The sequence below is a fragment of the Ruegeria alba genome (assembly GCF_022321465.1).
Lineage (GTDB): Bacteria > Pseudomonadota > Alphaproteobacteria > Rhodobacterales > Rhodobacteraceae > Ruegeria_B > Ruegeria_B alba.
In genome coordinates, this window is sequence record NZ_JAKOEM010000007.1 from 53372 (window position 1) to 73139 (window position 19768).

At 63.7% G+C, this 19768-nt stretch carries 19 protein-coding genes and 1 riboswitch; of the genes, 3 read left to right on the top strand and 16 right to left on the bottom strand.

Annotation, left to right across the window (positions count from 1 at the left end; all coding sequences use genetic code 11):
- Positions 1-39 precede the first annotated feature (39 nt).
- Genes MB818_RS10170 through MB818_RS10180 form a run of 3 tightly spaced genes read right to left on the bottom strand, consistent with a single transcriptional unit; the run spans position 40 to position 2520 of the window.
- Positions 40-438, bottom strand: a complete 399-nt coding sequence (locus MB818_RS10170) for a (deoxy)nucleoside triphosphate pyrophosphohydrolase (RefSeq protein WP_234139209.1) — start codon at positions 436-438, stop codon at positions 40-42.
- Positions 435-1661 (bottom strand): bifunctional glutamate N-acetyltransferase/amino-acid acetyltransferase ArgJ, encoded by a 1227-nt coding sequence (gene argJ, locus MB818_RS10175; protein WP_234163325.1) that lies wholly within the window; start codon positions 1659-1661, stop codon positions 435-437. The genes MB818_RS10170 and argJ overlap by 4 nt, the downstream gene beginning before the upstream one ends.
- A 7-nt stretch (positions 1662-1668) precedes the next feature.
- Positions 1669-2520, bottom strand: a complete 852-nt coding sequence (locus MB818_RS10180; RefSeq protein ID WP_234177605.1) for a peptidylprolyl isomerase — start codon at positions 2518-2520, stop codon at positions 1669-1671.
- 173 nt (positions 2521-2693) lie between these two features.
- Between MB818_RS10180 and secA the strand changes: the two genes are divergently transcribed.
- The 3 genes from secA (at position 2694) to MB818_RS10195 (ending at position 8067) form a co-directional block, all read left to right on the top strand.
- Positions 2694-5399: a preprotein translocase subunit SecA gene (gene secA, locus MB818_RS10185; RefSeq protein ID WP_234139206.1), complete on the top strand. Its 2706-nt coding sequence runs from the start codon at positions 2694-2696 to the stop codon at positions 5397-5399.
- Between the two features lie 93 nt (positions 5400-5492).
- The gene (locus MB818_RS10190; protein ID WP_238904998.1) at positions 5493-6485 is read left to right on the top strand and encodes a hypothetical protein; all 993 of its coding nucleotides are present in this window, start codon (positions 5493-5495) and stop codon (positions 6483-6485) included.
- A 25-nt stretch (positions 6486-6510) separates the two neighbouring features.
- Complete coding sequence (locus MB818_RS10195; protein ID WP_234139204.1) at positions 6511-8067, top strand: phosphate ABC transporter substrate-binding/OmpA family protein; 1557 nt, start codon at positions 6511-6513, stop codon at positions 8065-8067.
- A gap of 65 nt (positions 8068-8132) precedes the next feature.
- Here the strand turns inward: MB818_RS10195 and radC are convergent, their stop codons facing one another.
- The 13 genes from radC to dnaK all read right to left on the bottom strand — a co-directional run bounded on the left by radC (position 8133) and on the right by dnaK (position 19711).
- On the bottom strand, positions 8133-8888 hold the full coding sequence (gene radC / locus MB818_RS10200) for a RadC family protein (RefSeq protein ID WP_430539609.1): 756 nt from the start codon (positions 8886-8888) through the stop codon (positions 8133-8135).
- A 36-nt stretch (positions 8889-8924) separates the two neighbouring features.
- Positions 8925-9659, bottom strand: coding sequence for an ABC transporter permease (locus MB818_RS10205; protein ID WP_234139203.1), 735 nt, complete (start codon positions 9657-9659; stop codon positions 8925-8927).
- Positions 9656-10384: an ABC transporter ATP-binding protein gene (locus tag MB818_RS10210; RefSeq protein ID WP_238905000.1), complete on the bottom strand. Its 729-nt coding sequence runs from the start codon at positions 10382-10384 to the stop codon at positions 9656-9658. Before MB818_RS10210 ends, MB818_RS10205 begins: the two co-directional genes overlap by 4 nt.
- A complete protein-coding gene (tenA, locus tag MB818_RS10215) occupies positions 10381-11061 on the bottom strand; it encodes a thiaminase II (RefSeq protein WP_234139201.1) in 681 nt (226 codons plus the stop codon). Before tenA ends, MB818_RS10210 begins: the two co-directional genes overlap by 4 nt.
- Positions 11058-11993, bottom strand: coding sequence for an ABC transporter substrate-binding protein (locus MB818_RS10220; RefSeq protein WP_238905002.1), 936 nt, complete (start codon positions 11991-11993; stop codon positions 11058-11060). The genes tenA and MB818_RS10220 overlap by 4 nt, the downstream gene beginning before the upstream one ends.
- A gap of 13 nt (positions 11994-12006) precedes the next feature.
- Positions 12007-12972, bottom strand: a complete 966-nt coding sequence (locus tag MB818_RS10225) for a ThiF family adenylyltransferase (RefSeq protein ID WP_238905004.1) — start codon at positions 12970-12972, stop codon at positions 12007-12009.
- Positions 12969-13565, bottom strand: a complete 597-nt coding sequence (locus MB818_RS10230) for a thiamine phosphate synthase (protein WP_238905005.1) — start codon at positions 13563-13565, stop codon at positions 12969-12971. Before MB818_RS10230 ends, MB818_RS10225 begins: the two co-directional genes overlap by 4 nt.
- Complete coding sequence (locus tag MB818_RS10235) at positions 13562-14326, bottom strand: thiazole synthase (RefSeq protein ID WP_234139197.1); 765 nt, start codon at positions 14324-14326, stop codon at positions 13562-13564. Before MB818_RS10235 ends, MB818_RS10230 begins: the two co-directional genes overlap by 4 nt.
- A 3-nt stretch (positions 14327-14329) precedes the next feature.
- The gene (thiS, locus tag MB818_RS10240) at positions 14330-14524 is read right to left on the bottom strand and encodes a sulfur carrier protein ThiS (RefSeq protein WP_234139196.1); all 195 of its coding nucleotides are present in this window, start codon (positions 14522-14524) and stop codon (positions 14330-14332) included.
- On the bottom strand, positions 14508-15485 hold the full coding sequence (locus MB818_RS10245) for an FAD-dependent oxidoreductase (RefSeq protein ID WP_238905006.1): 978 nt from the start codon (positions 15483-15485) through the stop codon (positions 14508-14510). The genes thiS and MB818_RS10245 overlap by 17 nt, the downstream gene beginning before the upstream one ends.
- A complete protein-coding gene (gene thiD, locus MB818_RS10250; protein ID WP_234216673.1) occupies positions 15482-16285 on the bottom strand; it encodes a bifunctional hydroxymethylpyrimidine kinase/phosphomethylpyrimidine kinase in 804 nt (267 codons plus the stop codon). Before thiD ends, MB818_RS10245 begins: the two co-directional genes overlap by 4 nt.
- A 44-nt stretch (positions 16286-16329) precedes the next feature.
- Positions 16330-16434, bottom strand: a riboswitch (TPP riboswitch).
- A 142-nt stretch (positions 16435-16576) separates the two neighbouring features.
- Positions 16577-17722, bottom strand: coding sequence for a molecular chaperone DnaJ (dnaJ, locus tag MB818_RS10255; RefSeq protein WP_234165063.1), 1146 nt, complete (start codon positions 17720-17722; stop codon positions 16577-16579).
- 75 nt (positions 17723-17797) lie between these two features.
- Complete coding sequence (gene dnaK, locus MB818_RS10260; RefSeq protein WP_234139192.1) at positions 17798-19711, bottom strand: molecular chaperone DnaK; 1914 nt, start codon at positions 19709-19711, stop codon at positions 17798-17800.
- Positions 19712-19768 lie beyond the last annotated feature (57 nt).

Sequence of the window (19768 nt, forward strand, 5' to 3'; positions counted from 1 at the left end):
TACCAAGCGTCAAGATATGATGAATGTGACAAGAACCCGTTACAACCAGTCGCGCAGGATCGGGATCAGGGGGATATCCGCTGCTGGCATCGGGTAGTTGCGCAGTTCGTTTGCCCGTACCCATGTCAGCGCCTGCCCTTCGCGAGATTGCGGAATCCCCTCCCACTTGCGGCAGGCAAACAGCGGCATCAGCAGATGAAAATCATCATAGCTGTGGCTGGCAAAGGTCAGTGGCGCCAGGCATGAGGCCCAGGTATTGATCCCCAGTTCCTCGTGCAGCTCGCGGATCAGCGCCAGTTCGGGCGTCTCGCCGGGTTCGACCTTGCCGCCGGGAAACTCCCACAAACCGGCCATCGACTTGCCTTCCGGGCGCTGCGCCAGCAGCACCCGGCCATCCACGTCGATCAGCGCGACGGCGGAAACAAGGACGGTTTTCACGAGCGGTAATCCGCGTTGATCTCGATATATCCGTGGGTCAGATCGCAGGTCCAGACGGTGGACTTGCCTTCGCCAAGGCCCAGATCGACACCAATGACCAGCTCCTGCCCCTTCATATAGGCGGCGGCATCCTCTTCGCGGTAGGTGGGGCTCACCCAACCTTTCTCCGCCACCAGTATATCGCCAAACGAGATGCTCAACAGGTCACGGTCAGCAGCAGCGCCGGATTTGCCGATCGCCATCACCACCCTGCCCCAGTTCGGATCCTCACCTGCGATCGCGGTCTTGACCAGCGGCGAGTTGGCAATCGCCAGACCGTGCACCCTAGCATCGGTATCGCTGGCCGCGCCGGTCACCCGGATCTCGACGAACTTGGTGGCACCTTCTCCGTCGCGCACGACCTGCTGGGCCAGGTCCAGCATCACCTCTTCCAGCGCGGCGGCGAACTCTGCATTGCCCGTCGCATCCACGCCCGAGGCACCGGTCGCACACAACAGCAACGTGTCCGAGGTCGAGGTGTCGCTGTCCACGGTGATACAGTTGAAAGTGCGGTCGGTCATTGCCGACAGCATCGCCTGCAACGCACCCTGTTCGACGCGGGCATCGGTAAAGATATAGACCAGCATCGTCGCCATGTCGGGGGCGATCATGCCCGAACCCTTGGCGATCCCGGCGATCTTGACCATCTTGCCGTCGATCCCGACGGTCCGGCTGGCGCCCTTGGCAAAGGTGTCGGTGGTCATGATGGCGCGGGCGGCATCCTCCAGCGCGTCGGGGCTGAGCGCCGCATTCAGATCGCCCAGCTTGGCCACGATACGCTCGTGCTTCATCGGCTCGCCGATCACCCCGGTGGACGAGGTAAAGACCCGCCCGACCGGCACACCTGTCACATCTGCCACCGCCTGCGTCACCTCGGCCACCGAGGTCTGGCCGTAATGGCCTGTAAAGGCGTTGGAGTTGCCTGAATTGACCAGAATCGCGGCCGGTCCGTCGCTGGCGCCGCCGATCTTGGCCTGACAGTCCAGCACCGGCGCCGAGCGGGTGGCCGACCGGGTGAACACCCCCGCAACCGAGGTACCCGGAGCCAACACCGCCAGCATCACATCGGTGCGACCCTGATAGCGCACCCCCGCCGCGATACTGGCCAGCTGCACACCGTCGATGACGGGCAGCGTCGGAAACGCGGCCGGGGCCAGAGGGGAAACCTTGGTGATCTTCGCCATTTCGGCCTTACTCCTGCACCAGTTCCAGCTGCCGCAGCACGCCGGGTTCGATCCCGTTCAGATCGGGCTTTTCAATCTCGCTGTCCTTGGTCAGCTCGGCCAGTCGCGCGTCGATGGCATCCTGCTGGATGCGGCCTGCCAGTTCGTCGCGCACCTCGTCCAGCGCCGGGGCCTCGGACTTGCGCTTTTCGTTCAGGATGATCACATGCCAGCCGAACTGAGTCTGCACCGGGTCCGAGATCTGGCCCGCGGTCAGCGCCACGACCGCCTGTTCGAATTCCGGCACCATCGCGCCCGCTCCGAACCAGCCCAACGCGCCGCCATTCGGCCCGGACGGACCGGTGGATTTCTCCTTGGCGGTGGCTGCGAAATCAGCGCCGTTGTCGAGCAGCTCCTTGACGGCCTTGGCCTCGTCCTCGGACGGGACCAGGATATGCGAGGCATTGTATTCCTCGCCACCGAACCCGTCGGCATATTGCGCGTCATAGGCCGACTGGATCGCCTCGTCGGTGGTGGCGGCGGCCATGATCTCTTCGATGGTCTCACCCGCCAGCAACGAGCGCTCCTCGTTCTCCAGCGACAACACGACCTGTTTCGGGGTCTCACCCGTCTGTTGCTGTTTCAACAGGGTCTGCTGCACCAGCTGGTCCAAGATGCCGTCGAACAACACATTGTCGGGCAGTTGCTGATACTGCTGCGGCAGCGAGGCACGCGCGATGATCATGTGACCCAACGTGATCTCTTCGCCATTGACGCGGGCCACAACCGTGTCCGCCTCGGCCTTTGTCTCGGCCGCGACCGGCAGGGCCAGCACCAGCGCAAGCGCCAGCGATGGCAAGATTGTGAGACCTTTGGGCATTGATTCATCCTATTTCCAGGCCGCAACGGGTCGCGGCGTTGACACTCTGGACCCTGCCGCTTACATCGCTTGAAGCCTTTGACAGGACCGCCTTCACCCCCCGTATCTATGGGTTGCGCGCAAGGCGGACAAGCCTGTCGTAACCATGACAGAACAAATCCGCTGGAGTGCACATGCTGGGACTTGGAACGCTTGCCAAAAAGGTGTTCGGAACGCCGAATGACCGCAAGATCAAGGCAACCCGCCCGGTGGTCGCCCAGATCAACGCGCTGGAAGAAGAGTTTGCCAAGCTTACCGACGAGGGGCTTAAGCAAAAGACCGACGAACTGCGCAAACGCGCGCTGGACGGCGAAAGCCTGGATGCGCTGCTGCCCGAGGCATTTGCAAACTGCCGCGAAGCCGCCAAGCGGGCGCTTGGCCTGCGCGCCTTCGACACCCAGCTGATGGGCGGCATGTTCCTGCATCAGGGCAATATCAGCGAGATGAAGACGGGCGAGGGCAAGACTCTGGTCGCCACCTTTCCCGCCTATCTGAACGCGCTGACCGGCAAGGGCGTGCATGTGGTCACGGTGAACGAATACCTGGCCAAACGCGACTCGGAATGGATGGGCAAGGTGTTTGGCGCACTGGGCATGACCACCGGCGTGATCTGGTCGGGCCAGCCCGATGCCGAGAAGATGGCCGCCTATGAAAGCGACATCACCTATGCCACCAACAACGAGCTTGGCTTTGACTATCTGCGCGACAACATGAAGGGCGAGTTGAGCGAGGTCTATCAGAAGCAGCACAATTTCGCCATCGTGGACGAGGTCGACTCGATCCTGATCGACGAGGCGCGCACGCCGCTGATCATCTCGGGCCCCGCACAGGACCGCTCTGACCTGTATGTCGCCATCGACGCGCTGCTGCCCGCGCTGTCGGACGATCATTTCGAACTGGACGAAAAGACCCGCAACGTCACCTTTACCGACGAGGGCAACGAGTTCCTCGAGGCGCAACTGGTCGCGCGTGGCCTGCTGCCCGAGGGTCAGTCACTCTATGATCCCGAAAGCACGACCATCGTGCACCACGTCAACCAGGGCCTGCGCGCGCACAAGCTGTTCCAGCGCGACAAGGACTACATCGTGCGCGATGGCGAAGTTGTGCTGATCGACGAATTCACCGGCCGCATGATGCCGGGCCGCCGCCTGTCCGATGGCCTCCACCAGGCCATCGAGGCCAAGGAAAACGTGCAGATCCAGCCCGAGAACGTGACGCTGGCCAGTGTGACCTTCCAGAACTACTTCCGGCTTTACGACAAGCTTTCGGGCATGACCGGCACCGCGCTGACCGAAGCCGAGGAATTTGCCGAGATCTATGGGCTGGGCGTGGTCGAGGTTCCGACCAACAAACCGATCGCACGCAAGGACGAGGACGACCAGGTCTATCGTACCGCGGCCGAGAAATACGCCGCCATGATCGCCGAGACCAAGAAGGCCCATGGGAAGGGCCAGCCTGTTCTGCTCGGCACCACCTCGATCGAAAAATCCGAGATGCTGAGCCAGATGCTGACCAAGGAAGGCATCGAACACAACGTCCTGAACGCCCGCCAGCACGAGCGCGAGGCGCAGATCGTGGCCGAGGCCGGCCGCTATGGCGCGGTGACCATTGCCACCAACATGGCCGGTCGCGGTACCGACATCCAGTTGGGCGGCAATGTCGAGATGAAGGTTCTGGCCGCCTTGGCCGAAAACCCAGATGCCGACCCGGCAGAGCTTCGCGCCGCCGAGGAAGCCCGCCACGCCGAGGAAAAGCAAAAGGTGCTGGATGCCGGTGGTCTTTATGTGATGGCATCCGAACGGCATGAAAGCCGTCGCATCGACAACCAGCTGCGCGGTCGCTCGGGCCGTCAGGGCGACCCGGGGCGCACGGTGTTCTACCTCAGCCTCGAAGACGACCTGATGCGTATCTTCGGCTCGGAACGGCTGGACAAGGTGTTGACCACGCTGGGCATGAAGGAGGGGGAGGCGATCGTCCATCCCTGGGTGAACAAGTCGCTCGAACGCGCCCAGGCCAAGGTCGAGGGCCGCAACTTCGACATGCGGAAAAACGTGCTGAAATTCGACGACGTGATGAACGATCAGCGCAAGGTGATCTTTAACCAGCGGCGCGAAATCATGGCGACCGAGAACCTGTCGGACGTGGTCGCGGATATGCGCGAGCAGGTGATCGACGACCTGATCGACCAATACATGCCACCCAAGACCTATGCCGACCAGTGGGATACCCAGGGCCTCTATGCCGCGGTAATCGAGAAACTGGGCATCGACGTACCGGTGATCGAATGGGCCGCCGAAGAGGGCGTGGACGATGACGAGATCCGCGAACGCCTGATCAAGGCCTCGGGCGAATACATGGAAAGCAAGGCCGCCGACTTCGGTGCCGAGAACATGCGCAACATCGAAAAACAGGTGTTGTTGCAGACCATCGACAGCAAATGGCGCGAACACCTGCTCAAGCTGGAGCACCTGCGCTCGGTCGTCGGTTTCCGCGGCTATGCTCAGCGCGATCCGCTGAACGAATACAAGACCGAGAGCTTTCAGCTGTTCGAGGGGCTGCTGGATAGCCTTCGCGAGACCGTCACACAGCAATTGTCCCGCATTCGCATGCTGAGCGAAGAGGAACAACGCCAGATGATGGCGCAGATGATGGCCCAGCAAAACCAGGCGGAACATGCAGCGCAGCAAGCCGAAGCAGTGGCCGAGGCCAAGGCCTCGGGCGATGCGCGCCCCGGCTTTGTCGAGGACGACCCCAGCACATGGGGCAACCCCTCGCGCAACGACCTGTGCCCCTGCGGGTCTGGCAAGAAATTCAAGCATTGCCACGGGCGGCTGGCCTGAGGCCCCCGCCACAATGACTCCCCCCGGCGGCCATAAACTGGCCGCCTTCTTTAACGACACTTCTCGCGGACCAATGGGCGATGGAGTGTGGTTATGGCACAACGACGCAAGATTCTGACAGCTGGCGGGACCGTTCTCTGCGCGGCGCTGATCGGATTCCTGATGCAGCAGAACGCCGCGCGCGAGACGCAGCAGATTGCGGCACGCAAATCGCTTATCCAGCAATCGGTTCTGAAACCGTCGGGCGCGTCAGATGTGGATGACTTTGCCCAGTTCGAACTGCACGCGATCAAGCTGACCTCGGCCCAGCCCACCCTGGAACAGCCCCGCCGCCTGCCCGAACCGGCGCTCGAAGGCGCCCTGCCCCTGCCCGCGCGGGACATCCTGCTGCCCGACGCGCCCAGCGACCCCGAAGAGCCGCAGCTGGGCTGCGCGATTACCGCAAACGCCGCGCCTGCCCCTATGGCCAGCATCGCCCTTGACGTCAGCGCGCCCTGCTATGGCAACCAGCGCGTCACCGTGCATCACAGCGGGTTGATCTTTACCGATACCACCGATGACGCGGGCAACCTGTCGGTTACCGTCCCGGCCCTGTCCGAAACCGCCGTTTTTGTCGTGGCATTCCAGAATGGCCGTGGCACCGTCGCCATGAGCCCTGTCGAGGGGCTCGACCGGATCGACCGGGTCGTGGTGCAATGGTCTGGCGCTGCGGGCTTTCAGCTGCATGCCCGCGAGTTCGGCGCCGGTTATGGCGAGACCGGCCATGTCTGGTCCGAAGCATCAGCCGGCGGGATCGGCCAGGTGATCCGGCTGGGTGAACCCGACACGCTGGAGCCGCAACTGGCCGAAATCTACAGCTATCCCTCCGGCGAGAGCGACACCGCAGGCACCATCGCCCTATCGATCGAGGCCGAGGTGACAGCCAGCAATTGTGGGCGCGAGATCTCGGCTCAATCGCTGGAACTGCGCGGGACCGGGTCGCTCACAACCCATGATCTGAACATGTCCATGCCAGATTGTTCTGCTGCCGGTGATTTTCTGGTGTTGAATAATCTGGTCGAAGACCTGAAGATCGCCGCCAGGTAATCCGCAGGCAATTTTCAGGTTTCACATGAATTGGCTTCGTGCGGCGGCTTTCGCCGCACTTTCCGTTTTCCCGGCCCTTCCGGCCACCGCTCAGGACATCACCCTCACCTCGCATGATGGCAAGGTCGAGATCAGCGGCAATCTGCTTGGCTTCGACGGAGAATTCTATCGCGTCGAAACCCGGTTCGGCGAACTGACGGTGGACGGTTCGGGCGTCACCTGCGACGGTCCGGCCTGCCCGAACCTGACCGACTTTGTCGCCGAACTGGCGCTCAGCGGTTCCTCGACCATGGCCGAGGTGCTGCTGCCCGCGTTGATCGAAGGCTTTGCCCTGCGCAACCGCATGCAGACCCGGCGCGAAACCGAAAGCGAGGCCCGGTTCAGCTATCTTCTGTTCCAGGCCGGCAGTGACAGACCTCAGGCCAGATTCACCTTTCGCGTCAGCACCACCGACGAAGGTTTTGCCGACCTGCTGGCCGACGAGGCCGATCTGGTCATGGCCCTGCGCGAGATCCGGCCAGAAGAGCGCAGACGGGCGCTGGAACTGGGCCTGGGCGACATGACCGACAGCAACCGCTCGCGGGTTCTGGCTCTGGATGCGATGGTGCCCGTGGTGGCGCCGGTCAATCCGGTGCGACAGATCTCTGCCCCGCAACTGGCACAGGTCTTTGCCGGCGAGATCGAGAACTGGGCCGAACTCGGCGGCCCCGATGCCCCCATCGCGCTACACTTGCCGGTCGCAGGCTCGGGACTGGCGCAGGCCGTCGAGGACCGCTTGCTGTTACCAGTCGGCAAAACGCTGCCCGAGACGGTCGCACGCCATGACCGTTCCAGCCTGCTTGCCCGTGCGGTCGCCGTCGACCCGTTTGCCATCGGCATCGCCAGCTATTCCGAAACCGGAACCGCCAGGGCTTTGACCCTGACAGGGGATTGCGGTTTTTCTGTCGCCGCAACCCGGCGCAACATCAAGACCGAGGATTATCCGCTCAATTCGCCCATGTTCCTCTACATGCCCGCGCGCCGCCTGCCGAAACTGGCACGGGAATTCATGGCCTACATGCGCAGCCCGGCTGCCCAGATCGTGATTCGCCGTGCCGGTTTCGTCGATCAGGCGCCAGAGTTGATCCCGGTCGCGGTCCAGGGAAACCGGCTTGCCAATGCCATCGCAGCCGCTGGTGCCGAGGTCCCTCTCACCGAGTTGCAACGACTCGTATCCACGCTGTCTGGGATGCAACGGCTCAGCCTCTCTTTCCGATTCGAGACCGGATCCTCGCGCCCTGATGCGCAGTCGCGGACCAATATCGCACAATTGGCTCAGGAACTTGAAAGCGGTGCCTATGACGCGCGCCAAATGCTCTTTGTCGGGTTCAGCGACGGTGATGGTGCCGCCGAGGGCAACGCCCGCATTGCCCTGAAACGGGCCGAGGCGGTGCGTGACGCGGTGTTGCAGGCGGCCGAAACGCTTGACCCGGCGCGGGTCGAGATCTCGGTCGATGCCTTTGGCGAGGCGCTGCCGATGGCCTGCGATGACAGCGACTGGGGCCGTCAGGTCAATCGCCGGGTCGAGGTCTGGGTCAAGTAACCCCTTCATTTCGCCTGAAATACTCCGGGGGAGTCGCGGCCCTGCCGCGACGGGGGCAGCGCCCCCTATAGAAACCCTTCGGAGCGGAAGCTCAACTCGACCGATTTTCCGATGATCAGGTGATCGTGCAGCGTTATCCCCAGCGCCTCACACGCGGCCCGGATCCGCGCCGTCATGTCGATATCCGATTGCGACGGTGTCGGGTCTCCTGATGGGTGGTTGTGCACCAGGATCAGCGCCGAGGCGTTCAACTCCAGCGCCCGCTTGGCAACCTCCCGCGGATAGACCGGCACGTGATCGACCGTCCCGCGCGCCTGTTCCTCGTCCGCAATCAGCACGTTCTTGCGGTCGAGGTAGAAGACCCGGAACTGCTCGGTCTCGCGATGCGCCATGGTGGTGTGGCAGTAATCCAGCAGCGCATCCCAACTGGAGATCACCTGCCGCTGCATCACCCGGGCGCGGGCCATGCGGTGGGCACTGGCCTCCAGTATCTTGAGATCGGTGATCACCGCCTCGCCCACGCCTTTGACCTCGGCCAGCCGCTCCACAGGGGCGGTCAGCACCCGGTTGAAATCGCCAAACGTATCAAGCAGCAGCCGCGCCAGCGGCTTGACGTCCTGCCTGGGGATCGATCGGAACAGCACCAGCTCCAGCAACTCGTAATCCGGCAGCGCCGCCGCACCACCGGCCATGAACCGTTCCCGCAAGCGCTTGCGATGATCCCGGATATAGGACGGCAACCGCCCCGAGGGCAGCGGCATCTCCGGCGCTTCGTCCATGTCGAACAGCATCGGGGCCTCGGACAGACCAGTCTGGCGCATGGCACGCAGCGTCGTCCAGAATCGGTTTCCGAGAGGTTAACGCTCGCCCGCCATTTGCCGTGTCGCCCGTCGCATCGCCAGATGCAGCAGCACCGACAGCACGCCCAGCGTCAGCATGGCGGCAAACATCAGGTCGGTCTTGGCGCGGCCATTGGCCAGGAGCATCAGGTACCCCAGCCCTTTTGACGCACCCACCCATTCCCCGATCACCGCGCCGATCGGCGCATAGACCGCCGCCAGCCGCAGGCCCGAGGCCAGCTGCGGCAGCGCCGCCGGCACCCGGATATGCCAAAGCACCGCACGCGGGCTGGCCTGCATGGTGCGGGCAAGGTCAAGGTATCCCACAGGCGTCCGCATCAGCCCGTCGAAAAACGCCGCCGTGATCGGGAAATAGATGATCAGCACCGCCATCGCCACCTTGGACCACAGCCCGTAGCCCAGCCACAGCGTCAGGATCGGCGCCAGCGCAAAGACCGGCAGCGCCTGGGTAAAGACCAGCATCGGCTGCACCAGTACCCGTGCAATCCGCGAACTGGCCAGTTGCAGCGCCGTCGCCACGCCCAGCACTGCACCGCAGGCAAGGCCGATCAGAACCTCGAGCGCGGTCACCGCCGTATGCTCGGCGATCAGCCAGCGGCTCTGCCACCAGGTTTCGGCCACCAGAGCAGGGCCGGGCAGGATGAATCGCGGCAGGTCGGTCAGGCTGACCACCGCCTGCCAGATCGCCAGCGCAAAAAGGGTCGCGGCCAGAGCAGGGAGCCAGCGTGTCATTCCCCTCCCTCCCGCAGCATCCTGAGCAGCGCGCCCTGGCACAGCAGCGTTTCGGCATCGTCCACCGCGCGGGGCATCGGCGCGGTCGGCGGTGTGACCGGTGTCAGCCCATCGGCGGTCATCACCTGGATCGAATGCCCCAGCCGCGCGGCCTCGGCCGGGTCGTGGGTCACCAACAGCACGGTCCGCCCGGCCAGCAGCTCGGCGGCCAGCTCCTGCATATCGGCGCGGGTCCGGGCATCGAGGGCCGAGAAGGGCTCGTCGAGCAATACAACCGGCTTGTCCTCCATCAGGGTGCGCGCCAATGCCACCCGCTGGCGCTGGCCACCCGAGAGTTCCGCCGGGCGCTTGGCGGCGTGGTCGGTCAGGCGCACCCGACGCAGCAGGTCGTCGAGCCGGGCAAGGTCCACTTGCTCGCCCCGCAGCCGAGCGCCCAGCGCCACGTTCTGCGCTACACTGGCCCAAGGGAACAACAGATCGTCCTGCGCCATATAGGCAACTCGCGCCGCCACCGGGGAACTATCCGACGCCGTGATCGTGCCGCTGAACTCCGCTCCTGTTTCCAACCCCGCGATCAGCCGCAACACCGTCGACTTGCCGACGCCGGACCCGCCCAAAAGGCAGGTCCATTGCGCCGCTTCCAATGTCAGGGCCAACGGCGCGAACAAAGACCCACCGTCGATGCTGGCGCTGCCGGCAACAGTTATCGCGGGGGCCGGGGTCACGGGGTAAGCCCCATCTGCCAGAAACCGACCTCGAGTTCCGTTGCGGTGCAGAAGGTTCGGCACAGACGTTCCCATCGCGGCGAGGCCTCGAAATCTGCGCCAATACGCCTTGTTAGAGCCTGATCCATCAACTCACCCGCAGCCTTGCAAGCCGCTTGATACTCGGCCCCGGCATAGGTGTCGATCCAATCCCTGTAACGATCACTCGTCGCCTCTGCCGCCAGCCGTGTGCCAATCTCGCCATAGCCCATGACACAGGGCGCCAGCGCAGCCAGCAGATCGGCCAGATCACCGCTATACCCGGTCTCGAGCACAAAGCGGGTATAGGCGAGGTTTTCGGGCCGCTCGGGGGTGGCAAACAGCGCGTCCTTCGAGATCCCCGCCGCCTCGCACACCCCGATATGGAGCTGCATCTCCTCGGCCACCAAGGCGTTGACGGTACCAACGGCGGCCAGCATCTCGGCATGGGTCTGGCCCTTGACCACCGCCAGCGCCCAGGCGCGCGCGAAATGGATCAGGAACACGTAATCCTGCCGCAGATAATGCAGGAAAGCATCGTGCGGCAGGCTGCCATCCTTGATCCCTTCGACAAAGGCGTGGCGGGTATAATCCCGCCACGGCTGCCCTGCCGCCGCACGCATCAGGCCAAAGGCGTGGCCATAATCCGGCGCGCTCATTCAGCGGTCACGTCGATGGTGATGGTCGAGACCGGATTGACGCTGTCGATCAGGCCGGTGTCCTTCAGAAACGCCTCGAACCGGGCATAGCGGCCCGCGTCGAACCCGGCGGGACGCAGGGCAAAGCGCGGCAGCGTATCGACCCAGGCGCGCTTGTTCAGTTCGTCCTGCAATTCGGGCGAGGTGGCGGCGAAGATCTCCCAGCTGGCCTGCGGGTTGTTGACGATGAATTGCGTCGCCTTCTCGGTCGCCTCAAGGAAGCGGGCGATCTTGTCGGCATCCATCCGCTCGGGGTTGGCGACATAGATCAGCTCGTCATAAGACGGCACGCCCTCTTCCTCGATATAGAAGCAGCGGCCCGGTTCGCCTTCGATATCCATCTGATTCAGCTCGAAATTTCGATATGCACCGATCACGGCATCGACCTGCCCGCTCATCAATGCGGGCGAGAGAGAGAAGTTCACGTTGATCATCTCTACATCGCTGAGCGCGACGCCATACTTGCCCAGAACCGTGGTCAGGATCGCCTCTTCGACGCCCGCGACAGAGAAGCCGATTTTCTTGCCCTTGAGGTCGGCAGGCGATTTGATCGGGCCGTCCTCAAGCACCAGAAGGCAGTTGAGCGGCGTGGCGACCAGCGTGCCCACGCGCTTGAGCGGCAGGCCTTCGTGGATTTGCAGGTGCAGCTGCGGCTGATAGCTGACCGCCAGGTCGGCCTGCCCGGCAGCCACCAGGCGCGGCGGCGCGGAGGGGTCGGCAGGGGCCACAATTTCCACGGTTAGACCCTGTTCCGCGAAATATCCCTTTTCCTGTGCCACGATGATCGGGCCGTGATCGGGGTTGATGAACCAATCGAGCAGCAGGGTCATCTTGTCTTGCGCCAAGGCGGGCGTTGCAGCGAGCAACGCCAATGCAGTTACCAAGTGTTTCATGTCGCGTTTCCTTTCATGATGTGGCAGCCGCGACGAGGACGATCTCGCCGGGCCAATCCGGTTGCAACTGTTCCGCGGCGCGCCAGGCCCGGAGGCCGGTGGCGCAGCACAGAACCAGTCGTTTTCCTTGGTTAGTGTCTGTTATTTCGATCTCGGATGTCGTCATGCGGCGGGCTGACGGGTGTGCTGGATGGGGCGCTTCGGACTCGCTGCGCAACTCGATGACGAGGTCATCGGCGGTCAGGCCCGAGGGCGCCACAAAACGAAAGGCGGTCTCTGGTTCCGGTGCGTGATCAAATCGGAACGCGCTATTGCGCCAGGTTTGCGCGTCGATCTGCACCATCTGGCCAAGCGGCGAAGGATCCAGCCCGAGAAGCATCGAAAGCGTCATTTGCGCCTGTATAGAGCCTAGTATTGAAACAACCGGCCCCAGCACGCCAGCGGTTGCGCAACTGGCCGCACTGTCCGGTGCTTCGGGGAAAACCGCGCGCAGGCTGGGCGCGCCGCCGCAGAAACCGCCGGCATAGCCGCCCAACCCCAGGACCGAGGCGCTGATCAATGGCTTGCCAAGCGCCATACATGTATCGCTGAGCAGATAGCTGGCGGCGTAGCTGTCGGCGCAATCCAGTACCAGATCAACATCCCGACAGGCCCCGATCACGTTTTCCGGGGTGATTGATCGTTTTGTACCGGTCAGGACAATCCCCGAATTGAGCGCGCGGCAGCGTTCGGCGGCGACCTCGACCTTGGCCCGGCCGATATCCGCCTCGCTGAACAGCGTCTGACGATGCAGGTTCGACAGCTCAATCGTGTCGCCATCAAAAATATCGATCCGCCCCACGCCTGCCCCGCCAAGCAGTGGAAGCGCCGAGGCTGCGAGACCTCCTGCGCCAACGACCAGCACGCGGGCGGCGGCGAGCCGGGCCTGGCCCTCGGCCCCGACCTGCGGCAGCATCATCTGGCGGGCATAACGGCTCATCTGGTGGCCTCGATCCACTGGCGCACGCGTGCCTCGGGGTCGGCATTCAAGGTGATGTCGGTGACGACCGAAACGATATCGGCGCCGGCGGCCAGCACACCCGGCGCGCGCTCGACGCTCATGCCACCGATACCGACCAGCGGGATGGCACCGACACGCGCCTTCCACTCGGTGACGCGCGGCAAGCCCTGCTGGTGCCATTTCATCTGTTTCAGGATGGTCGGATAGACCGGGCCAAGCGCCACATAGTCGGGATCCATGCACAGAACCCGCTCCAACTCGTCATCGTCATGGGTCGAGACGCCCAGCCGCAGACCCGCCTTGCGGATCGCGGGCAAATCGGCCTGATCCAGATCCTCTTGCCCCAAGTGCAGCCATTCGCAGCCCGCGTCGATCGCGATCTGCCAATAGTCGTTGACCACCAGCACCGCGCCATGCGCGCGGCAGAGGTCGCGCGCGGTGGCAATCTCGGCGCGGATCATTGCGTCGGGCCGGTCCTTGATCCTGAGCTGCACCAGCTTGACCCCCAACGGCAGCATCCGGCGCAGCCAGTCGGTATGGTCGAAGATCGGATAGAACCGGTCGAGCGTCATGACAGGAAGGCCTTTCCGATGACAGGGGTCGAGGCGCTGGCCATATCGCGCGCTTCGATCGGATCGGCGCGATGCGCCAGTTGCCCGGCCTGAACGGCAAGCGCCATGGCGCGCGCCATATCCGCCGGATCGCCCGCCCGCGCCACGGCGGTGTTGAGCAGGACGGCGTCATAGCCAAGCTCCATCGCGCGGGCGGCATGGCTGGGCAGGCCGATGCCCGCATCGACCACCAGCGGCGTGTCGGGAAACTCGGCCCGCATGGCGCGCAGCGCGTATTCGTTGTTCAGCCCCCGGCCCGAACCGATAGGCGCGCCCCAGGGCATCAGCACTTCACAGCCTGCCGCCAGCAGGCGCTCGCCGACGATCAGGTCGTCGGTGGTGTACGGGAACACCTGAAACCCATCCTCGGTCAGGATGCGCGCGGCCTCGACCAGGCCGAAAACGTCAGGTTGCAGGCTGTCGGTATGGCCGATCAATTCCAGCTTGATCCAGGGTGTGCCGAACACCTCGCGCGCCATATGGGCGGTGGTCACCGCCTCTTTCACCGTGTGGCAGCCGGCGGTGTTGGGCAGGATCAGCACGCCCAGATCGCGGATCAGCGACCAGAATGTCTGTCCCGCCCCAGATTCGCGCCGCAGCGACACGGTGGCCACCCCCGCTCCGCTGGCGCGGAACGCCTGTTCCAGGATCGCGGGGCTGGGATATTGCGCGGTGCCCAGCATCAGCGGGTTCGGCAATTCGGTTCCGTAGAATGCACGCATGTCTCAGCCCCCCTGCATCGGGGCAAGCACCTCGACCCGGTCGCCGTCGTTCAGCCGGTGCCCGCCGCGCAGGGACGCGGGCACAAAGCTTTCGTTCACCGCAGTGGCCACGCGGCCTGACAGGCCACATTCGGCCAGCAGTGCGGCGAGGGTTTCGGCCTCGACCTCGCGCGGTTCGCCGTTAAGCACGATCTTCATCGACCAACTCCGTATGTGTGTCGTTCAGCGCCAGGTCGGCCACCCCCTGCGCCAAGGCGGGCGCCAGAAGATAGCCGTGGCGATATAGGCCATTGGCATAAATGGTCTGCCCCAGCCGCCGGATGCGCGGCAGATTGTCGGGAAAGGCCGGGCGCAGATCGACGCCGATTTCCAACACCTCGGCCTCGCCAAAGGCGGGGTTCAGGGCATAGGCGGCGCTAAGGAGTTCCAGCATCGAGCGCGCGGTGATGCGACCGCTGTCCTCACTCTCGATCATCGTGGCACCCAGCATGTAGACATGGTCGCTGCGCGGCACGACATAGAGCGGCATGCGCGGGTGCAACAGGCGAATGGGCCGTGTTAGAGCCACATCTGGTGCACGGATAACCAGCATCTCGCCCTTGACGCCACGCAGGTCATGCAGGACCTCGCGCGCGTGCAGGCCACGACAGTCGATGGCATTCTCCAACCCGGCGGGGGCGGGTTTGCGGTGAAACTGGAGCCCCTTGTCAGTGAGGCCGCGATAGAGGTCCGACAGCGCGCGACGCGGGTCCAGATGCGCCTCGTCCGGGAAATGCAAGCCTTTGGAGAAGGCGGTCAGATCAGGCTCTAATTGGGTGATTTCTTCTTGGATGACTTCGGTAAACCCCTCCGTCCGGCGGGCAAAGCGGCGCAGGTCCGGCAGATCGCGCGGATTGGCCACCACCAGCGTGCCGCGCCGGGTGACGGTGGTGTGCTCTTCCCACCAGCCGATCGCCTGCTGACCCAACCGCAAGACCGGTTCCTCGGCGTTCTCATACTCACACCAGGGCGCCAGCATACCGCCCGCCCACCAGCTGCACCCATGCGGGCCGGGAGGGCCGGAGGGGTCGAACACCTGCACCTGTGCGCCGCGCGCGACCAACTCGGTCGCCACCGCTAACCCAGCAACGCCCGCGCCTATGACCGACCAGAGCGTCATGCGGGCCAGACCCGATGGAAATGATGCACCGGGCCGTGACCCTGCCCCACTTGCAGATCATCGGCGGCAATAATCGCGCCTTGCAGATAGGTATGCGCCTCTTGCACCGCGCTTTTCAGGGTCAGCCCCTTGGCAAGACCGGCGGCAATCGCCGAACTCAGCGTACAGCCTGTGCCATGGGTGTTCTTCGTTGCCAGGCGCGGCGCGGTAAGCTCGGCCAACACGCCTTCAGGGCCCACCAGTAGATCATGACAGATCGCTCCGCTCGCATGCCCACCCTTCATCAGAACCGCATCCGCGCCCAGCGCAACCAGGGCACGACCTTGAGCGGTTACCTCGTTCAAGGGCCCGGCGTCATTGGTCTCCAGCAAGCGCGCTGCTTCGGGCAGATTTGGGGTCAGCACCGATGCGCGCGGCACAAGCAGACGCCGGAGCGCCCCGATTGCCTCTGCCGCCAGCAACGCGTCACCCGATTTCGCAACCATGACCGGATCCAGCACGATTGGCCCGTCAAACCCGGCAATGGCATCGGCCACAACCCCGATGATCTCGGGCGTCGCCAGCATGCCGATCTTGATCGCCTTCACGTCAAGATCGCCCAGAACCGCGTCGATCTGCGCCCGGATCACTTGCGTTGGGATACCGTGCACCGCCGTCACCGCGCAGGTGTTCTGCGCCGTCACCGCCGTGATCACCGAGGCGCCATAGACGCCCAGCGCCGACATCGCCTTCAGATCGGCCTGGATCCCCGCGCCGCCGCCGCTATCGGATCCCGCTATTGTCAGGGCAATCGCTGCCATGTCCGCTACTCCGGTTCAGGGGCAACGGGGGCATGGAAAACGTCCGATAGCGATAGACCGTTCCCTACGCCGGTATTGCCCGGATCAGGTTCGATGGGTTGACGCAGCCGCGCCTCTCAGCCCCAAACGGGGCACCCCAACGGTTATGCGCACCTTCTCAGGTGACGTCGCGGTAATCAAGAGGAAATTGACCAACGGAAAAGGGCGGGCACCACATGGCACCCGCCCCTGTCTTCATTCCGCCCAAAATACTCCGGGGGAGTCGCCGTCAGGCGGCGGGGGCAGCGCCCCCTAGCCTTTCATCCCGTCCCAGAACGACTTGACCGAGGAAAAGAAGCTCTTGGTCTCGGGATTGTTGTCCTCGCTCAGTTCCTCGAACTCGCGCAGCAGGTCTTTCTGCTTGCTGGTCAGGTTGACCGGCGTTTCCACCGCCAATTCGATGAACATGTCACCGATACCGCCGCCACGCAGGGCGGGCATGCCCTTGCTGCGCAGGCGCATCTGCCGGCCTGACTGGCTGCCGGCGGGCACCTGCACCCGGCCACGACCGCCGTCGATGGTCGGCACCTCGATGGCACCGCCCAGCGCCGCTTTGGCCATGCTGACCGGCACCCGGCAATAGAGGTTCACACCGTCGCGTTCGAACAGATCATGCTTGGCCACCTCGACAAAGATATAGAGATCGCCCGGAGGGCCACCGCGCATCCCGGCCTCGCCTTCGCCCGCCAGGCGGATACGGGTGCCGGTTTCAACCCCGGCGGGGATGTTGACGCTCAGCGCGCGGTCCTTTTCGACCCGGCCCTGCCCCCGGCAGGATTTGCACGGGTTCTTGATGATCTGACCCAGACCCGAACAGGTCGGACAGGTCCGCTCGACGGTAAAGAAGCCCTGTTGCGCGCGCACCTTGCCCATGCCCGAACAGGTCGGGCAGGTGGTGGGTTCAACCCCGCCTTCGGCGCCGGTTCCCTCGCAGGCCGAACAGGCAACCGCGGTGGGCACGTTGATGGTCTTTTGCAGACCCGAGAACGCCTCTTCCAGCGTGACCCGCAAGTTATAGCGCAGGTCCGAACCGCGCGCCGCGCGACGACCACCGCCTCCCCGCTGGCCACCCATGAAATCGCCGAACAGGTCCTCGAACACATCCGAGAATGCGCTGGAGAAATCGCCCGATCCAAAACCGCCGCCGGGACGCTGGCCGCCGCCCATCCCACCTTCGAACGCGGCATGACCGAACCGGTCATAGGCCGCCTTCTTCTCGGCGTCTTTCAGGACCTCATAGGCCTCGTTCACGTCCTTGAACAGCGCCTCGGCATCCGGGTTGTCCTTGTTGCGGTCGGGGTGCAGTTCCTTGGCCTTGCCGCGATAGGCCTTCTTGATCTCGTCAGCCGAAGCGCCCTTGGACACGCCGAGCACATCATAATAGTCGCGTTTTGACATCCGAATTCCCTTCTGCCTCAACGAATGCGGGCCGGCCCGGTTACCGGACCGGCCCGTTCTGGCCCGGATGACCCGTTACTTGCGCTTGTCTTCGCCGAGATCTTCGAACTCGGCGTCGACGATGTCGTCGTCCGACGGACCGGCATCCGCCCCTGCGGGCTCGCCATCGCCGCCTTCGCTCTGCGCCTTATAGATCGCCTCGCCCAGCTTCATGGCCGCTTCGGTCACGTTTTGCAGGCCCGACTTGATCTTCTCGGCGCTCACGCCGTCCTTGTCCAGATCGTCCTTCAGCGCGGCAATGGCCAGTTCGATCGCCTCGACAGTGGTCGGGTCGACCTTGTCGCCATGCTCTTCGATCGATTTCTCGGTCGAATGGATCAGGCTTTCGGCCTGGTTGCGCGCCTCGACCAGCTCTTTGCGGGCCTTGTCGGCCTCGGCGTTCTCTTCGGCATCCTTGACCATCTTTTCGATGTCCTCGTCCGAAAGACCGCCCGAGGCCTGGATGGTGATCTTGTGCTCTTTGCCGGTACCCTTGTCTTTGGCCGAAACCGACACGATGCCGTTGGCGTCGATGTCGAATGTCACCTCGATCTGGGGCATGCCGCGCGGTGCCGGCGGGATGTCCTCGAGATTGAACTGGCCGAGGATCTTGTTGTCAGCAGCCATTTCACGCTCGCCCTGGAACACGCGGATGGTCACCGCGTTCTGATTGTCCTCGGCGGTCGAGAAGACCTGAGACTTCTTGGTCGGGATTGTGGTGTTGCGGTCGATCAGACGGGTAAACACGCCGCCCAGGGTCTCGATACCCAGCGACAGCGGGGTCACGTCGAGCAGAACCACATCCTTGACGTCGCCTTGCAGAACACCGGCCTGAATGGCGGCACCCATTGCGACAACCTCGTCGGGGTTCACACCCTTGTGGGGTTCCTTGCCGAAGAACTTGGTCACTTCCTCGATGACCTTGGGCATGCGGGTCATACCGCCGACCAGAACCACCTCGTCAACGTCAGAGGCCGAAATGCCGGCATCCTTGAGCGCGGCCTTGCAGGGGTCCATCGACTTCTTGATCAGGTCGCCCACCAGGCTTTCCAGCTTGGCGCGGGTCAGTTTCATGACCAGGTGCAGAGGCTGACCATTGGCGCCCATCGAGATGAACGGCTGGTTGATCTCGGTCTGGGTGGTCGAGCTCAGCTCGATCTTGGCCTTTTCCGCAGCTTCTTTCAGACGCTGAAGCGCCATCTTGTCGCCGGACAGGTCGACACCGTGCTCTTTCTTGAACTCGTCCGCCAGATAGTTGACGATCCGCATGTCGAAATCTTCGCCACCCAGGAAGGTGTCGCCATTGGTCGACTTGACCTCGAACAGGCCGTCGTCGATCTCCAGGATGGTCACGTCGAAGGTACCGCCGCCAAGGTCATAGACGGCGATGGTCTGGCTGTTCTTCTTGTCCAGGCCATAGGCCAGCGCGGCCGCGGTCGGCTCGTTGATGATGCGCAGCACTTCCAGACCGGCGATCTTGCCGGCATCCTTGGTGGCCTGGCGCTGGGCGTCGTTGAAATAGGCGGGCACCGTGATCACTGCCTGGGTCACATCCTCGCCCAGATAGGATTCTGCGGTTTCCTTCATCTTGCCGAGGATGAAGGCCGAAATCTGCGACGGCGAATACTTCTCGCCCTTGGCTTCGACCCATGCGTCGCCATTGCCACCGTTGACGATGGAAAACGGCACCATCTTTTTGTCCTTGGTGACCTCGGCATCGTCGACCCGGCGGCCGATCAGGCGCTTGACGCCAAAAATGGTGTTCGAGGGGTTGGTGACCGCCTGGCGTTTCGCCGGCTGACCGACCAGTCGCTCATCATCGGTGAAGGCGACGATCGAGGGCGTGGTCCGCGCCCCTTCAGAGTTTTCGATGACTTTCGGCTGGGCGCCGTCCATGATGGCAACACACGAGTTGGTGGTGCCCAGGTCGATACCGATAACTTTACCCATTTGTTCGATCCCTTTCTCTTCAAGGCGATGGCTCGAGACCTGAACCCGTTTTGGCAT

Bases quoted from the DNA above. Each gene is read 5' to 3' on its own strand.
- MB818_RS10225 (WP_238905004.1), bottom strand. From the start codon at position 12,972: ATGAGCCGTTATGCCCGCCAGATGATGCTGCCGCAGGTCGGGGCCGAG.
- tenA (WP_234139201.1), bottom strand. From the start codon at position 11,061: ATGAGCGCGCCGGATTATGGCCACGCCTTTGGCCTGATGCGTGCGGCG.
- secA (WP_234139206.1), top strand. From the start codon at position 2,694: ATGCTGGGACTTGGAACGCTTGCCAAAAAGGTGTTCGGAACGCCGAAT.
- dnaK (WP_234139192.1), bottom strand. From the start codon at position 19,711: ATGGGTAAAGTTATCGGTATCGACCTGGGCACCACCAACTCGTGTGTT.
- radC (WP_430539609.1), bottom strand. From the start codon at position 8,888: ATGCGCCAGACTGGTCTGTCCGAGGCCCCGATGCTGTTCGACATGGAC.
- argJ (WP_234163325.1), bottom strand. From the start codon at position 1,661: ATGGCGAAGATCACCAAGGTTTCCCCTCTGGCCCCGGCCGCGTTTCCG.
- dnaJ (WP_234165063.1), bottom strand. From the start codon at position 17,722: ATGTCAAAACGCGACTATTATGATGTGCTCGGCGTGTCCAAGGGCGCT.
- MB818_RS10180 (WP_234177605.1), bottom strand. From the start codon at position 2,520: ATGCCCAAAGGTCTCACAATCTTGCCATCGCTGGCGCTTGCGCTGGTG.
- MB818_RS10195 (WP_234139204.1), top strand. From the start codon at position 6,511: ATGAATTGGCTTCGTGCGGCGGCTTTCGCCGCACTTTCCGTTTTCCCG.
- MB818_RS10245 (WP_238905006.1), bottom strand. From the start codon at position 15,485: ATGACGCTCTGGTCGGTCATAGGCGCGGGCGTTGCTGGGTTAGCGGTG.
- MB818_RS10190 (WP_238904998.1), top strand. From the start codon at position 5,493: ATGGCACAACGACGCAAGATTCTGACAGCTGGCGGGACCGTTCTCTGC.
- MB818_RS10230 (WP_238905005.1), bottom strand. From the start codon at position 13,565: ATGACGCTCGACCGGTTCTATCCGATCTTCGACCATACCGACTGGCTG.
- MB818_RS10235 (WP_234139197.1), bottom strand. From the start codon at position 14,326: ATGCGTGCATTCTACGGAACCGAATTGCCGAACCCGCTGATGCTGGGC.
- thiS (WP_234139196.1), bottom strand. From the start codon at position 14,524: ATGAAGATCGTGCTTAACGGCGAACCGCGCGAGGTCGAGGCCGAAACC.
- MB818_RS10220 (WP_238905002.1), bottom strand. From the start codon at position 11,993: ATGAAACACTTGGTAACTGCATTGGCGTTGCTCGCTGCAACGCCCGCC.
- MB818_RS10205 (WP_234139203.1), bottom strand. From the start codon at position 9,659: ATGACACGCTGGCTCCCTGCTCTGGCCGCGACCCTTTTTGCGCTGGCG.
- thiD (WP_234216673.1), bottom strand. From the start codon at position 16,285: ATGGCAGCGATTGCCCTGACAATAGCGGGATCCGATAGCGGCGGCGGC.